12 protein-coding genes are annotated in these 15,164 nt (G+C 75.5%); 9 read left to right on the forward strand and 3 right to left on the reverse strand.

Going from position 1 to position 15,164, the window contains the following annotated elements:
• Window positions 1–92 precede the first annotated feature (92 nt).
• Entirely contained in the window at window positions 93–1,496 is a 1,404-nt protein-coding gene (locus ACI78Z_RS21550) for a threonine/serine ThrE exporter family protein (protein WP_457038577.1), read from the reverse strand.
• A 175-nt stretch (window positions 1,497–1,671) separates the two neighbouring features.
• Between ACI78Z_RS21550 and ACI78Z_RS21555 the strand changes: the two genes are divergently transcribed.
• Both ACI78Z_RS21555 and hglS read left to right on the forward strand, forming a co-directional pair.
• Window positions 1,672–2,838, forward strand: coding sequence for a Glu/Leu/Phe/Val family dehydrogenase (locus tag ACI78Z_RS21555; protein WP_457038578.1), 1,167 nt, complete (start codon window positions 1,672–1,674; stop codon window positions 2,836–2,838).
• Window positions 2,835–4,271 carry a 2-oxoadipate dioxygenase/decarboxylase gene (gene hglS, locus ACI78Z_RS21560; protein WP_457038579.1) on the forward strand — a complete coding sequence of 479 codons (1,437 nt, stop codon included), beginning with the start codon at window positions 2,835–2,837 and terminating at the stop codon, window positions 4,269–4,271. The genes ACI78Z_RS21555 and hglS overlap by 4 nt, the downstream gene beginning before the upstream one ends.
• On the opposite strand, the gene ACI78Z_RS21565 is transcribed toward hglS, so the two are convergent.
• The gene (locus tag ACI78Z_RS21565) at window positions 4,252–5,166 is read right to left on the reverse strand and encodes a LysR family transcriptional regulator (RefSeq protein ID WP_457038580.1); all 915 of its coding nucleotides are present in this window, start codon (window positions 5,164–5,166) and stop codon (window positions 4,252–4,254) included. The two genes, hglS and ACI78Z_RS21565, sit on opposite strands and share 20 nt — an antisense overlap.
• 103 nt (window positions 5,167–5,269) lie before the next feature.
• On the opposite strand from ACI78Z_RS21565, the gene ACI78Z_RS21570 reads away from it, so the two are divergent.
• The 3 genes from ACI78Z_RS21570 (at window position 5,270) to ACI78Z_RS21580 (ending at window position 9,175) form a co-directional block, all read left to right on the forward strand.
• Entirely contained in the window at window positions 5,270–6,436 is a 1,167-nt protein-coding gene (locus tag ACI78Z_RS21570; protein WP_457038581.1) for an NAD(P)/FAD-dependent oxidoreductase, read from the forward strand.
• 158 nt (window positions 6,437–6,594) lie between these two features.
• Window positions 6,595–8,124 carry an L-piperidine-6-carboxylate dehydrogenase gene (gene amaB / locus ACI78Z_RS21575; protein ID WP_457038582.1) on the forward strand — a complete coding sequence of 510 codons (1,530 nt, stop codon included), beginning with the start codon at window positions 6,595–6,597 and terminating at the stop codon, window positions 8,122–8,124.
• A gap of 70 nt (window positions 8,125–8,194) precedes the next feature.
• Complete coding sequence (locus ACI78Z_RS21580) at window positions 8,195–9,175, forward strand: LysR family transcriptional regulator (protein WP_457038583.1); 981 nt, start codon at window positions 8,195–8,197, stop codon at window positions 9,173–9,175.
• Window positions 9,176–9,208: 33 nt separating this feature from the next.
• Here the strand turns inward: ACI78Z_RS21580 and ACI78Z_RS21585 are convergent, their stop codons facing one another.
• Complete coding sequence (locus ACI78Z_RS21585) at window positions 9,209–10,117, reverse strand: LysR family transcriptional regulator (RefSeq protein WP_457038584.1); 909 nt, start codon at window positions 10,115–10,117, stop codon at window positions 9,209–9,211.
• Window positions 10,118–10,296: 179 nt separating this feature from the next.
• Between ACI78Z_RS21585 and ACI78Z_RS21590 the strand changes: the two genes are divergently transcribed.
• The 4 genes from ACI78Z_RS21590 to ACI78Z_RS21605 are packed head-to-tail and all read left to right on the forward strand — an operon-like array spanning window position 10,297 to window position 15,038.
• Window positions 10,297–11,508 carry a PrpF domain-containing protein gene (locus ACI78Z_RS21590; RefSeq protein ID WP_457038585.1) on the forward strand — a complete coding sequence of 404 codons (1,212 nt, stop codon included), beginning with the start codon at window positions 10,297–10,299 and terminating at the stop codon, window positions 11,506–11,508.
• Window positions 11,505–12,671 (forward strand): Bug family tripartite tricarboxylate transporter substrate binding protein, encoded by a 1,167-nt coding sequence (locus ACI78Z_RS21595; RefSeq protein ID WP_457038586.1) that lies wholly within the window; start codon window positions 11,505–11,507, stop codon window positions 12,669–12,671. Before ACI78Z_RS21590 ends, ACI78Z_RS21595 begins: the two co-directional genes overlap by 4 nt.
• 10 nt (window positions 12,672–12,681) lie before the next feature.
• Entirely contained in the window at window positions 12,682–14,667 is a 1,986-nt protein-coding gene (locus tag ACI78Z_RS21600; protein WP_457038587.1) for a tripartite tricarboxylate transporter permease, read from the forward strand.
• On the forward strand, window positions 14,664–15,038 hold the full coding sequence (locus ACI78Z_RS21605) for a universal stress protein (protein WP_457038588.1): 375 nt from the start codon (window positions 14,664–14,666) through the stop codon (window positions 15,036–15,038). The genes ACI78Z_RS21600 and ACI78Z_RS21605 overlap by 4 nt, the downstream gene beginning before the upstream one ends.
• Window positions 15,039–15,164 lie beyond the last annotated feature (126 nt).

Consider the following 15,164-nt stretch of genomic DNA (forward strand, 5'->3'; position numbering starts at 1 on the left):
CGCCTCCCCTCCCGGGTCGGCCGGCGCTCGCACGGCTGCGAGGAGGCGACTCTACTGGAGGGTGACCGGGGTCACACCGGCCGGGGCGGCCCTCAGTCGGCGGTCATCGCCCGCCGGCGGACGCGCTCGTCGTAGCGGTCCCGCGCGCCGTTGACCGACCGGCCGAGGTACTCACCCAGGGTGACCCCGGCGGCGAGGGCGAGCCCGACCGCGGCGGCCCCGACGAGGGTGGCCAGGCCGCCCTGGATGTCGGCGTCCACGACGATCGCGAACAGGCCGTGGTAGATCGCCAGCCCGGGCAGCAGGGGGACGATGCCGCAGACGGCGACCAGCTGCGACGGCACCCGGAGCGGTCCGGTCAGCACCTCCGCGCAGAACCCGAGGACGACGGCGGTGACCCCGCTGGCCAGCGCGGGACCGGTCCCCAGGTCCCCGGTCGCCCAGGACGTCGTCCACGCCAGCGCGCCGGCCGTCGCGGCGACGCCCACGGCGCGCGGCCGGGCGTGGCAGGCCAGGGCCCAGCACCCGGCGATCCCGGCCGACGCGGCCAGCCCCACGGCGAAGGGCACGGGGGACGGCGAGGTGTCGACGACCGTCAGCGGGAGCCGCGCGCGCTGGGCCAGGTCGAGCACGCCGGCGATGCCCACGACGATCCCGGCGGTCAGCGTCACCACCTCGAAGGCCCGCGCCGCGGCGGTCACCGGGAACCCGCTGATCGCGTCCTGGGCGGAGCTGACCAGGGACAGCCCGGCGAGCAGCACGACGATGCCGGCGGCGACGACCAGGGGTGTCCGCACGTCGACGTCCCAGGCGAGCAGCAGGACGGCGACCCCGGTGGCGAGCGCGGCCCCGGCCGCCTGCTGGAAGAACGGCGGCAGGCTGCGCCGGTTCAGCACACGCAGGACCCGCTCGATCACGGCGGTGGTCAGCGCCGCGATGAGCGCCTCCGGCCACCCGCCGCCGAGGAGGAACCCGACGGAGCCCGCCAGGCCGGCCCAGCCGAGCGTGTGCACGGTGCGGCGGTAGGTGGCCGGTGCCGACACCACGCGGTCCAGCCGGCGGTGTGCCTCCTCGACGTCGAGGGCGCCGGCGCTGACCGCCCGGGCCAGGTCGTTGATGCCCTGCAGCCGGGTGTAGTCGTGCTGAGCGGTGCCCACGATCCGCATCGCGGTCAGCGGCACCGCGTCCTCCCGGTCGTAGCTGATCGTGATCGAGGTGTGGGTGATGTCGACGTGGCAGCTGGTCAGCCCGTAGGCGGCGGCCACCCGCAGCACCGTCGCGGTGACGTCGGCCGCGGAGCCGCCGACGGCCAGCATCGAGGCCCCGATGCGCAGGGCCAGCCCCAGCGCGGCGTGCGCGGTGAGGTCGTCCATCCGGCTGGGCTGGGCCCGCAGGCCGATCGGCGCGGTCGGCGGGTCGGTGCCCGCGATCGCGCGCCAGGCCCGCTCCGGGATGCGCGCGTGGGTCGGGCGGCGGGACCGGGGCCGGGCGGACACGCCTCCAGGCTAGGTCCGCGCCCCCGGCCCACCGGCCGACCGGTCGCCGGCGGGAGCGCCAGGATCCCTGGTGCCAGGGCCACGGGTGCCCGCCCTCGCGGACTTCCCGCCGGCCACGGGTCCACCGGAGACTCGGACCAGCGCTGGTGGGTCCGCGGGACGGAGGCAGGTGGTCATGACCGACGACGTCCTCGCCCTGGTGGACGAGTGGGGCCCGGAGAAGGTCGTCTGCGTGTCCGACCGCAGGTCCGGGATGCGCGGCGTCCTGGTCCTGGACAACACCGCGCGGGGGATGGGCAAGGGCGGCACCCGGATGAGCCCGACGCTCACCGTGCGCGAGGTCGCCCGGCTCGCCCGCACCATGACGTGGAAGTGGGCGGCGGTCGACCTGTTCCACGGCGGCGCGAAGGCCGGGATCCTCGGCGACCCGACGGCGCCCGGCAAGGAGGAGGTCCTGCGGGCCTTCGCCCGGGCGCTGCGCAACGAGGTCCCGGCCGAGTACGTCTTCGGGCTCGACATGGGCCTGACCGAGCAGGACGCCGCCGTCCTCCTGGACGAGCTCGGCGACCGCGGCGCGGCCGTCGGCCTGCCGCGGGCGCTGGGCGGGCTGCCGTACGACGAGCTGGGAGTGACCGGCTTCGGCGTCGCCGAGGCCGCCGACGCCGCGGCGGCCGAGTCGGGCTGGCGGCTGGCCGGCTCCCGCGTGGCGATCCAGGGGTTCGGCGCCGTCGGGGAGGCCGCCGCGCGGCGGTTCGCCGAGCTGGGCGCGGCCGTCGTCGCCGTCTCCACCTCGGCCGGTGCCGTCCACGACCCCGACGGCCTCGACGTCGCCCGGCTGTCCCGGCTGCGGGCCGAGCTGGGGGACGACTGCGTCCGGGGATACGGCGGTGTCCGGCCGGCCGACACCGCGCTCGCCGTCCCCACCGACGTGCTGGTGCCGGCCGCGCGCGAGGACGTCGTCGACGACGGCGTCGCCCGGGCCACCTCGGCCCGGCTGGTGGTCGAGGGCGCGAACCTGCCGACCACCGGCGGCGCCCTGGAGATCCTGGCCGAGCGCGGCATCCCCGTCGTCCCGGACTTCATCGCCAACGCCGGCGGGATCGTCGCCGCGGCGCACTCCATGGACATGCGGTACTCGCCGTTCCGCGTGGACCCCGCCGACGTCTTCGCGATGGTCTCGGCGAAGCTGCGGGCCAACGCGGCCGCCGTGCTGGCTGAGGCGGCGCGCACCGAGCAGACCCCGCACACCGCCGCCCGGCGCCTCGCCCAGCAGCGGGTGCTCGCCGCCATGCGGCTGCGCGGGCAGCTGCAGACCGATCCCACCCCGGAGCCGCTGTCGTGACCACCGTCGACACCACTGCGCTGCGGGCGCGCTTCGCGCGGCGCCTCTCCCAGCTGTACGGCAAGGAGGTCCCGGCCTACACCACCCTGGTCGAGGTCTCCGCCGAGGTGAACCGCCGGGTCCTGGACCGGGACGGCGCCGCCGCCGAACGCCTGGGGTCCATCGACCGGGTGACCGCCGAGCGGCACGGCGCCATCCGGGTGGGGACGCCGGAGGAGCTCGCCCAGGTGGCCCGCGTCTTCGGCGCCCTCGGCATGCACCCCACGGGCTTCTACGACCTGCGTGACGCCCACCCGCAGCCGATCCCCGTCGTCTCCACCGCCTTCCGGCCCGTCGACGGCGACGAGCTCGCCCGCAACCCGTTCCGCGTCTTCACCTCGATGCTCGTGCCGCAGGACCGGCGGTTCTTCGACGCGGACCTCGAGGAGCGCCTCACCCGGTTCCTGGCGGCGCGCCGGCTCTTCCCCGACGAGCTGCTCGCCCTCGCCGACCGGGCCGAGGCCGACGGGGAGCTGCGCGAGGCGGACGCCGCGCGCTTCCTCGACCTCGCCGCCGCCGCCTTCGCGCTGTCCGCCGACCCGGTCGACCGCGCCTGGTACGGCGAGCTCGAGCGCGTCTCCGGGGTGGCCGCCGACATCGGTGGCGTGACCACCACCCACATCAACCACCTGACGCCCCGGGTCCTCGACATCGACGACCTCTACGCCGGCATGCAGGCCCGCGGCGTGGCGATGATCGACGCGATCCAGGGCCCGCCCCGGTGGCCGGGACCCGACGTGCTGCTGCGCCAGACCTCCTTCCGGGCCCTCGCCGAGCCGCGGCGGTTCCGCGAGGCCGACGGGCGGATCACGCGGGGCGAGCTGCGGGTGCGCTTCGGCGAGGTCGAGGCGCGCGGCATCGCCCTGACCCCGCGGGGCCGCGACCGGTACGACCGGCTCGTCGCCGAGGTCGACCGGCGCGCGGCCGAGGCCTCCGGCCGGGCCCGGCAGGACGTCGCCGCCGAGGTGTGGGCCGCCGAGCTGCCCGACACCGAGGCCGAGCTCGCCCGCCAGGACCTCGCCTTCTTCACCTTCTCCCCGGCGGAGCGGGCCCCCGACGGGACGCGGCCGCCGGCCGACCTGGCCGGCCTGCTCGACGGCGGCTGGCTGGCGGCCGAGCCGATCGTCTACGAGGACTTCCTGCCCCGGTCGGCGGCCGGGATCTTCGCCTCCAACCTCAGCGGGCGGGGCGAGCTGGACGCCGCCGAGGGCGGCGCCCCCCGCGACGCCGGGTGGCTCGCCGAGGCGATCGGCCGTCCCGTCCGCACGCCCGAGCAGCTGTACGCCGAGCAGCGGGCGGAGTCGCTGCACCGGGCCGCGGCCGCGCTCGGCCTTCCCGGGGGGATCGATCCCGAGCCGCGGCCCCGCGCCGTCCTCAGCCGTCCCGCCCGGTAGCCACGGCGGCCCGGACGGCGTCGACGACGGCGCGCACCCCCGGCTGCGGTGCCGGGTCCCGGCGGTGCGCCAGCACGATCGTCCGCTCGAGCGGATCGGTCAGGGCCACCGTCGCCACACCGTCGCGGCGCAGCACGAGCATGAGCTCGGTGACCGGTGCGACGCCGAGGCCGGCGGCCACCAGGGACAGGGTCGAGGCCGTGTCGGTGACCGTGTGGTCCACCCGGGGCTCGAAGCCCGCCCGGCGGCAGGCCATCCGGATCGCCCGGCCGTAGGAGGTGTGCGCCGGGGGCAGGATCCACGTCTCGTCGGCGAGGTCGCGCAGCGCGCACGGGTCCTCCCGGGCCGGGCGCCCGGCAGGGGTCGCCATCGAGAACCGCTCGGTGGCGAGCACGTGCAGGGCGACGTCGGCCGCCCGGGGGATGGGGGCCTGCGGGTAGTCCACGCCGAAGGCGAGGTCGACCCGCCCGGCGGCGACCGCGGAGGTGGCGTCGTCCACGTCGACCTCGACCGACCGCAGGCGGACCCCGGGGCACTGCTCGCGCACCCGCACCAGGGCCCGGGGCAGCAGCGCCGCCGCCGCGGTGCCGAAGACGCCGATCAGCACCCGCGCCTGCGGGCGCCCGGGCAGGCCGGCCAGCGCCTGCTCGGCCCGGCGGGCCAGCGACAGCAGCTCCCCCGCGTGGTCGGCGAGCAGGTGGCCGGCGTCGGTGAGCTGCACGCGGCGGCCGACCTGGGTGACCAGCTCGGCGCGCACGGACCGCTCGAGGGCGGCCATCTGCTGGGAGACGGCGCCGGTCGTGTAGCCGAGGGCGGCCGCGGCCGCGGTCATGCTGCCCGTGTCGCGGATGGCGACCAGCGTCCGCAGCTTGACGAGGTCCAGGTCGACGTCCATGCAGGAACGCTAAACGGAGCGGCTGCGGGATCATCGATGGTGCTGCACCGTCGCCGGCTCCACGATGGCAGCACCCGCTGCTCACCCCCCGGAGGACCCCGCGATGACCGCTCCCGGACGCCGGCTCCCGTCCTCGGCCTCCGTCGTCGTCATCGGCGGGGGAGTGGTGGGGCTGAGCTCCGCCTACCACCTGGCGCGGGCGGGGGTCCGGGACGTCGTCCTGCTGGACCGGGGTGCCCTCGGCTCCGGGTCGACCTGCCGGGCGGCCGGCGGCGTCCGGGCCCAGTTCTCCGACCCGGTCAACATCGCGCTGGGGGCGCGCAGCCTGGAGACCTTCCGCGACTTCGGCCCGCTGTTCGGCCAGGAGATCGACCTGCACCAGGTGGGGTACCTGTTCCTGCTCGACAGCCGGCTCGCCGTCCGGGCCTTCGAGGCCAACGTCGCCCTGCAGAACGAGCTCGGCGTCCCGAGCCGGATGATCAGCGTGGCGGAGGCCAGGAGGCTGTCGCCGCTGATCGATCCCGACGGGCTGCTCGCCGCCGCGTACTCGCCGACCGACGGGCACTGCACGCCCGAGTCGGTCGTGCTCGGCTACGCCTCGGCCGCGCGCCGGGCGGGGGCCATGCTGCTGCCGCACTGCGCGGCGACCGGGATCGACGTCCGCGACGGGCGCGTCGTGGGCGTGCGGACCGAGGCCGGGACGATCCGGACCGACACCGTGGTCTGCGCCGCCGGCCCCTGGTCGGCCGAGGTGGGGGCGTGGGCCGGGGTCGACCTGCCGGTCACGCCGCTGCGCCGGCAGATCGTGGTCACCGAGCCGGTCCCCGGCCTGGACCCGCACACGCCGTTCACCATCGACTTCGGCACCTCCTTCTACTTCCACGCCGAGGGGGAGGGGCTGCTGCTGGGCATGTCCGACCCGGACGAGACCCCCGGCTTCCGGCTCACCCGGTCCGACGCGTGGCTGCCGCGCCTCGGCGAGGCGATCGAGCGGCGGGCACCCGCGCTGGCCGGGGTGGGCATCGCCGGCGGGTGGGCCGGGCTGTACGAGATGACGCCGGACCACAACGCGCTCATCGGCCGGGCGGACACGGTCGAGGGCTTCCTGTACGCCACCGGCTTCTCGGGGCACGGTTTCCTCATGGGACCGGCCGTGGGCGAGGTGGTGCGCGACCTGCACCTCGGCGAGGAGCCCTTCGTCGACGTCTCCGGCCTGAACGCCGCACGCTTCGCGGGCGCGGACGCCCGCCCCGAGCTCAACATCGTCTGAGAAAGGACCACCGTGCCCCCCACCGCTCGCAGGCTCGCGGCGGGACCCTGCACGGTGGCCACCCGTCCTCCCCACCCCTCGCAGGCTCGGGGCGGTGCCCTGGACGGGGCCGCCGACCGCCGACCGCGACCGCTGGACCCCGACCCGAGGAGAACCCCGTGACCACCCTGCCCAGCGCCGACGACCTCCGTCAGCAGGCCCAGGACGCCGCCCGCCGCTGCGGTGTCGACCTGGACGCCCTCGCCGGCGACCACTTCGTGACCTCCCCGGTCAACGGGCAGCCGCTGTCCTCCGTCCGCTGGTCCACGGCGGCCGACGTCGACGGCGCGGTCGCCCGCGCGCAGGAGGCCTTCCGCGAGTGGCGGACCGTCCCCGCGCCCGTCCGCGGCGGGCTGGTACGCCGCTTCGGGGAGCTGCTGCGGGAGCACAAGGCCGACCTCGGCACCCTCGTCAGCCTCGAGGTCGGCAAGATCACCTCCGAGGCCCTGGGCGAGGTCCAGGAGATGATCGACATCTGCGAGTTCGCCGTCGGGCTCTCCCGGCAGCTCTACGGGAGGACGATCAGCTCCGAGCGGCCCGGCCACCGGCTGATGGAGACCTGGCACCCGCTGGGCGTCGTCGGCGTGATCAGCGCCTTCAACTTCCCCGCGGCGGTCTGGTCGTGGAACACCGCGATCGCGCTGGTCTGCGGCGACCCGGTGGTGTGGAAGCCGTCGGAGCTCGCGCCGCTGACCGCCGCGGCGAGCGCCGCGCTGCTGGACCGGGCCATCGCCGAGGAGGGCGCGCCGGAGGGCCTGAGCCAGGTGCTCGTCGGCGGGCCGGACGTCGGCGAGGCCCTGGTCGACCACCCCGGCATCGCCCTGCTGAGCGCCACCGGCTCGACCCGGATGGGCCGCGCGGTCGGGCCCCGGGTGGCCGACCGCTTCGGCCGCTCGCTGCTGGAGCTCGGCGGCAACAACGCCGCCATCGTGACGCCGTCCGCGGACCTCGACCTGACCACCCGCGGCATCGTCTTCTCCGCGGCGGGGACCGCCGGCCAGCGCTGCACCACCATGCGGCGGGTCATCGCCCACGTCGACGTCATCGACGAGCTCACCGAGCGGGTCGCCGCCGCCTACCGCCGGCTGCCCATCGGCTCGCCGGTCGCCGAGGGCACCCTCGTCGGCCCGCTCATCCACGGGGCGGCCTACAAGGCCATGCAGAACGCCCTGGAGGCGGCCGGCCAGCAGGGCGGCGAGCTGGTCGTGGGCGGCGGGCGCCGGTTCGAGGACGAGGCGCCCGACGCCTACTACGCCGAGCCGGCGGTCGTCCGGATGCCCGAGCAGACCGAGATCGTCCGGCAGGAGACCTTCGCGCCGATCCTCTACGTGCTGCCCTACCGCACGCTGGAGGAGGCGATCGCGTTGAACAACGACGTCCCCCAGGGGCTGTCGTCCAGCATCTTCACCAGCGACCACGCCGAGGCCGAGCGCTTCCTCGCCGCCGACGGCTCCGACTGCGGCATCGCCAACGTCAACATCGGCACCTCAGGCGCGGAGATCGGCGGGGCCTTCGGCGGGGAGAAGCAGACCGGCGGCGGCCGGGAGTCCGGCTCCGACGCCTGGCGCAGCTACATGCGGCGGGCCACCAACACCGTCAACTACTCCGGCGAGCTGCCCCTGGCCCAGGGCGTGAAGTTCACCGTCTGACCGGACGGGCCGGCCTCCCCACGGGAGGCCGGCCCGGCGACGACGCCGCGCCGGCCGGAGGAGGGCATCGGTGCTCAACCCCCTGCACCTGCGCACCCTGACCACGGTGCTGCAGACCGGGTCGTTCGCCGTGGCCGCGCGGCAGCTGGGGTACACCCCCTCGGCGGTCTCCCAGCAGATCGCCGCGCTGGAGCGGGCGGTCCGCCTCCCGCTGTTCGAGCGGGACGCCCGCAGCGTCCGGCCCACGCCGGCCGCGGCGTTCCTCGCCGCGCGCGGGCAGGAGGTGCTGGCCGCGCTCGGGGTGCTGCAGGACGACCTGCGCGCCTTCGCCGACGGGGTCCTCGGGACGGTCCGGCTCGGCAGCTTCCCGACCGCCAGCCGGCACCTGCTGCCCGGGGCGCTGGCCGGGCTCGCCCGCAGCCACCCCGCCGTCGAGGTCGTCCTCGACGAGGGCGAGCCCGACGAGCTCGCGCCCCGGGTCCAGGACGGCGACCTCGACGTCGCCCTCGTCTACGGCTACACCCGGGTGCCCGGACGGCGGCCGAGGGCGCTCTCGATGACCCCGCTCCTCCGCGAGGACCTGGTGCTGCTGCTGCCCGCCGGACACCCGCTCGCCGGGGCGGGGGAGGCGCGGCTCGCCGAGCTGGCGGACGCCACGTGGGTCACCACCCGGCAGGGCACCGACGGCGCCACGTGCCTGCACCGGCTGTGCGCCGAGGCGGGGTTCGAGCCCCGCGTGTCCTACCGCAGCAACGACTACGACGTCATCCGCGGCTTCGTCCGGTCCGGCCTCGGCATCGCACTCGTGCCGGTGCTGGGGCACGCCCCGGGACCCGGCGTGGTCGCCGCCCGGCTCGCGGGGTGCGGGGCGCACCGGCACGTCGGCGTGCTGACCCGGGCCGAGGCACGCAACCCCGCCGTGGACGGCGTCGTCGCCGCGCTGGACCGCTCGGCCCGCGGGCTGCACGACCCGGCGGCGGGGCTGGTCTCCCCGGCGGGCGCTGCCGCGGTCGACCCGATCCGTGCCGTGGCGGTCCCGGACGCGTCCTGACGACGTCCTCGCCCGGGGCCTCGCGCCCAGGCGTCAGGAGCGCTGGTATGCGCGGACCACGTCGGCGAAGACGCGGACCATCGCCGCCTCCGCCGGTGCGGGGACGCGCTCCCGCCGGCGGGCCAGCAGGATCCTCCGGGCCGGCGCGGTGGTTCCCAGCGAGATGACGCGGACGTCGGGGTGGGGGTTGGTGACGGCGGTCCGTGGCGCGAGCGCGATGCCCAGCCCGACGCTCACCATGGCCTGGGCCTCCTGGTAGTCGTTGGCGTGGAAGGCGATCCGCGGGCTGAAGCCGGCGGCGCGGCAGCTGCGGTCGAGCACCTCGGCGACCGGGTGGTCGGGCTCGCGGACGACCCACTCCTCGGCGGCGAGGTCGGCCATGTCGACCCGCTTGCGGCCGGCGAGCGGGTGGTCGGCGGAGACGATGAGCATCGTGGGGTCGTCGAGCAGGTGCGTGAGGGCGTAGGCCTCCGGGTCGACGCGGTTCCACGCGTAGTCCCACAGGAGGGACATGTCGGCCTCGCCTGAGTCGAGCATCTCGGTGAGCCGGTCCAACCGCGCCGAGCGCACGGACAGCCGCACACCGGGGTGGGCGGTGCGGAAGCGGCTGACGGCGAGGGCCAGCAGCGAGCCGCCGACGGTCGGGAAGGTGCCGACGGTCAGCCGGCCTCGCCGCAGCCCGGCGACCTGGGCGAGGTCGGCCTCGGCTGCGGCCAGTTGCCGGCTGACCCGGCGGGCGTGGTCGGCCAGCACCAGCCCGGCCTCGGTCGGCACGATGCCGCGGGGCTGCCGCTGCAGGAGCGGTTGGCCGACCTCCTTCTCGAGTCGGCTCAGCTGCTGGGACACCGCGGACGTGGTGTAGCTCAGCGCCTCCGCCGCCGCCGTCATCGAGCCGCGGTCGATGACGGCCGCGAGCAACACCATCCGACGCACGTCGAGCACGGCTGCCTCCTGACTTAAGCGGATGTGAAGGGGACTGAATCTTCCCGTGATTGTGCTACATGCCCGACGGGCCGCACAGTCGTCGTCGAGCGGCTCCCCGACACGGATGGGAGCCCACCTCGGACCCGGACGACGGCCTTCCGTCCAGGTCCGGTCATTCCGCACTGTGAGGAGATGGCGTGCGCGAGCTTGCGGCGACATGGATGCGTGGAGGTACCAGCAAGTGCTGGGTCTTCGACCGTGCCGACCTGGACGATCTCGGCCTGGACACGGCCGCGGTGCTGCTCCGGGCCTTCGGCAGCCCCGACCCGCGACAGGTCGACGGGGTCGGCGGAGCGACCTCGACCACGAGCAAGGCGGTGATCCTCACGCCCTCGGGCACCGAGGACGCCGACGTGGACTACACCTTCGCCCAGGTCGGGATCGAGGAGCCGGTCGTGGACTGGGGCAGCAACTGCGGCAACTGCTCGGCGGTCGCGGGGCTCTACGCGCTGCGGCGGCGGTGGGTCCAGCCGACCGGTGAGCTGACGACCGTCCGGGTGCGCAACACCAACACCGGTCAGCTCATCGTCCAGCAGGTGCCCACGCCCGGCGGCATGGTCGACGAGGACGGCGTGGACCACATCCCGGGCGTGCCCTTCCCGGGGGTCGGGATCCGGATGTGGTTCCGGGACCCGGCGGGGCGGACCACCGGGTCGCTGCTGCCCACCGGCTCGCCGCGGGACGACCTGGACTTCGAGGGACGTCCCGTGCCGGCCACCTTGATCGACGCCGGCGCCCCGGTCGTCGTCCTGGACGCCGCGACCGTCGGGATGGCCGGGTCCGAGAGCCCGGCGGAGATCACCGCCCGGCCCGGCCTGCTGGCCGCGCTGGACGGTGTCCGGCGGCAGGCGGCGGTGCGCATGGGCCTGGCCGCCGACGAGGCCTCGGCGGAGCGGGCCGTGCCGAAGCTGGCCGTGGTCGGCCCCGCCCCCACGACGGGCGAGGCCGATCTGACCGTGCGGATGCTCTCCATGGGTCAGGTGCACCCGGCCCTGGCCATCACCGGCAGCGTCGCGCTGACCATGGCCGCGGGCACCCCGGGGACCGTGGTCGCCGACCACGTCTCGTCCGACGCGGACGGCCGGCTGCGGCTGGCCACGCCCTCGGGAGTGGTGGCCACGCACGCCGGCGAGCTGGACGGCGCACCCGCGGTCGCGGTCACGCGGACCGCGAGGCGCATCGCCGACGCCGTGCTCGCGCTGCCCGGCGACATCGAACCGCCTCGGCAGCCCGTTCCCGAGGCACACCCTGCACCGGCTTCCTCCCCGCAGGCCGGCGGCCGATCATGGCCTCCGCTGGCGGGACCGGCTGCCCCGTCCGCTACCGCCCACGCGGAGGTGCCTCGATGAGCACCAAAACCCCCCAGCGGCCGATCGCCGACGCCGACCCGACACCCGGTGTTCCGGGGCGGACAGCTCTGATCATCATGGCCGTCTTCGTGGTGCTGGCCGTGGCCGCGACCACCGTCGGTTCGGACCTGCTGCGCCGGGCCGCGGCCACGACCGACGGCGACTTCGCCGGGGAGACCCTGGAGGTGCTCATCCCGCTCGCCGAGGGCGGGGGCACCGACACCTGGGCCAGGTACGTGGGCGACGAGCTCCGCCACGTCGTGCCCGGGGAGCCGGGCTTCGCGCCGGTCAACGAGCCCGGCGGGGAGGGCATCGCCGGCACGAACGACTTCGTGGCCTCCGCGCGGGCCGACGGCACGGAGATCCTCGTCTCCACGGCCTCGAGCGTCGTCCCGTGGGTGCTGGGCCGCAGCGAGGTGCAGTACGACTTCGACCAGCTGACCCCGATCCTGGCCAACGGCAGCGGCGGGGTCATCTACGCCCGGACCGCCGCCGGCGTGAGCTCGGTGGAGGACCTGGTCGACCGGGACACCCCGCTGCGCTTCGGCGGGATCAGCGCCACCGGCCTGGACCTGACGACGCTGGTGGCCTTCGACCTGCTCGGCGCCGACGTCGAGTCGATCTTCGGCTTCGAGGGACGCGGACCGGTGAACCTGGCCCTGCAGCGCGGTGAGGTGGATCTGGACTACCAGACCACGTCGGCGTACGGACCGGCCGTCGCGCCGCTGGTCGAGGCCGGGACCGCCGTCCCGCTGATGTCCATGGGTCAGGTCGACGAGGCCGGCCAGATCGTCCGGGACCCCAACTTCCCGGACCTGCCCACTGTCGTCGAGGTCTACGAGCAGCTGCACGGGGAGGCCCCCAGCGGGCCGGCCTTCGAGGCCTACCGCTCGCTGCTGGGGCTGACCTACACCTGGCAGAAGGCCATGTGGGTGCCGGCCGAGACCCCCGACGCGGCGGTGCAGACCCTGCGCCGCTCCGCGCACGAGATGGCTCAGGACCCCGAGTTCACCGAAGCCGCCGCCGAGGTGCTCGGCGGCTACCCGATCATCGCCGACGACGACCTCCCCGCGCTGGTGCACGACGCCTACACCGTCGAGCCCGACGTCCGCGACTACGTCGTCGAGCTGCTGGTGTCCGACTACGACGTCCAGCTGGACTGAGGAGCTCACCGTGCTCGACTCCGCACTGGCCGCCCTGGCCTCGCTCACCCAACCGTCCCTGCTGCTCATGCTGGCCGCCGGCGTGGTCGCCGGCCTGGTCATCGGCCTGATCCCCGGCCTCGGCGGCACCGGCGCCGTCGCCATCCTGCTCCCGGTCACCTTCGGCATGGAGCCCGAGCAGGCCCTCGCCCTGCTCATCGGGGCGCTGGCGGTGGTGCACACCTCCGACACCGTCGCCGCGGTCCTGCTGGGGGCACCCGGCTCGGCGTCGGCCAGCGTCACCATGCTCGACGGCTACTCGATGGCCAAACAGGGCCAGGCCGCCCGGGCGCTGTCCCTGGCGTTCCTCTCCTCCATGGCCGGGGGGATCATCGGCGCCATCGGCCTCACCCTGGCCATCCCGCTCGCACGACCGCTGGTCCTCTCCTTCGGTGCGCCCGAGCTGTTCATGCTCACCGTCCTCGGCGTCTCGCTCGCCGCGGTGCTCTCCCGCGGCAACGTCGCCAAGGGCCTGGTCGCCGGCTGCCTCGGCCTGCTGCTCGGCCTGGTCGGCATCGCGCCGTCCACGGCGGAGTACCGGTTCACCGGCGGCAGCCTGTTCCTCGCCGACGGGCTGTCCCTGGTCGCGGTCGCGCTCGGCGTCTTCGGCCTGGCCGAGATCGCCTCCCGGGTCGGCCAGCGGCAGCGGCCCGGCGAGGAGATCGCCCTGGGCCACGGCTGGCTGGCCGGCATCCGGGAGTGGCTGGGCCACTGGACCCAGGTCATCCGCGGCGCGCTGATCGGCATCTGGGCCGGCGTGCTGCCCGGCGTCGGTGCCACGGCCGGCACGTGGCTGGCCTACGGCCAGGCCGTGGCCACCGCCAAGGACAAGAAGAAGTTCGGCAAGGGCGACCCGCGCGGCATCATCGGCCCGGAGAGCGCCAACAACTCGGTCGAGGCCGGCGACCTCATCCCCACCCTGCTGTTCGGCATCCCCGGCGGCGTGCCCGCCGCGATGCTGCTCGGCACCCTGCTGACCTACGGCATCCAGCCCGGCCCGACCATCGTCACCGACCACCTCGACCTCATGTACCTCATCGTGTGGTCCTTCGCGATCGCCAGCATCGCCGGCGCCGCGCTCTGCTTCCTGGTCACCAAGCCGCTCGCCCGCATCACCAGGGTGCCCTTCGCGATCCTCGGCCCCGGCCTGGTGGTCGTGATGCTGCTCGGTGCCTTCCAGGAGAGCGGTCAGCTCGGCGACCTGTGGGTGATGATCGCGCTCGGGCTGCTCGGCTGGCTTCTCAAGGACACCGGGTTCCCGCGGGCCCCGTTCCTCATCGGGTTCGTCCTGGCCATCCCGCTGGAGCGCTACTACTTCCTCACCGACGCCGTGTACGACGGCGCCGAGTGGCTGGTGCGCCCCTGGGTGGTCGTGTTCCTGCTCGTGCTGATCGCGCCGGCCGTCTTCGCGCTGATCCGCTACCTGCGCCGACGCCGCGGCAGCGACGCCGACGACCGGCACGTGGAGCCGGAAGGCGAGGACGAGGGCGAGCTGTCGGGCTCGGTCTGGTCCCTGCTGACCGCCGCCGGGATGCTGGTCGTCTTCGTGACCGCCTTCCTGGTGGCCGGTGGCTACAGCCCCGAGGCCCGCCTGGTGCCGCAGTTGATCACCGGCATCGGCGCCGTCACCACGCTGGTGCTCCTCATCCTGGAGGTCCGCGGGCTGCGGTCGGGCCCGGCCACCCCGGCCGGGGCGGACGAAACCGGTCGCCGACGCTTCCCCGGCGTCGCCGTGGCCGCCCGCACCTTCACCTGGATGGCGGCGTTCCTGGCCCTGGTCGCCCTCGGCGGCTACGTCGCCGCGGCCCTGGTCTTCGTCCCGGCCTTCCTGCTCTACGTCGCCCGGGCCCGCACTCGGACGGTGCTCGTCTACGGGCTGGTCACCGCCGCTCTCCTGGTCCTGGCACCCATCCTGCTGCCCGTCGAACTGCCCCTGGGAGCTCTGATGTCACGATGACCGTCCTCACCACCGTGGCCAACGCCGCTGAGGCGGCCGAGGTCCTCCCGGCAGCCGTCGCCGAGGCTGCCCGCCGCGCCAGCGACCTGCACGTCCTGAACCTCACCCACGGCCGGGACACGCAGGCCCTGACCACCGCGCTGGACGCCGCCCGCGCCCTGCTCGGCCCCGAGGGTCGGGCGGTGGTCGTCACCGAACCGTCGATCCCCGACCACGCCGCGGCTGCCCTGGTCGCGGCCGAGGAGATCGGCGCCGACGTCCTCGTCATCGGAGTGCGACGGCGCAGCCCGGTGGGCAAGCTGGTGATGGGCTCGGTCGCCCAGACCATCCTGCTCGACGCCGAGTGCCCGGTCCTGGCCGTGCGCGTGTGACGGCACCGGGGGAGACAGCGTGATCCGGAGCGGGGGGGGGGGGGGGGGGGCCCCCCCCCCCCCCCCCCCCCCCCCCCCCCCCCCCCCCCCCCCCCCCCCCCCCCCCCCCCCCCCCCCCCCCCCCCC

The organism is Geodermatophilus sp. SYSU D01176, assembly GCF_054050015.1.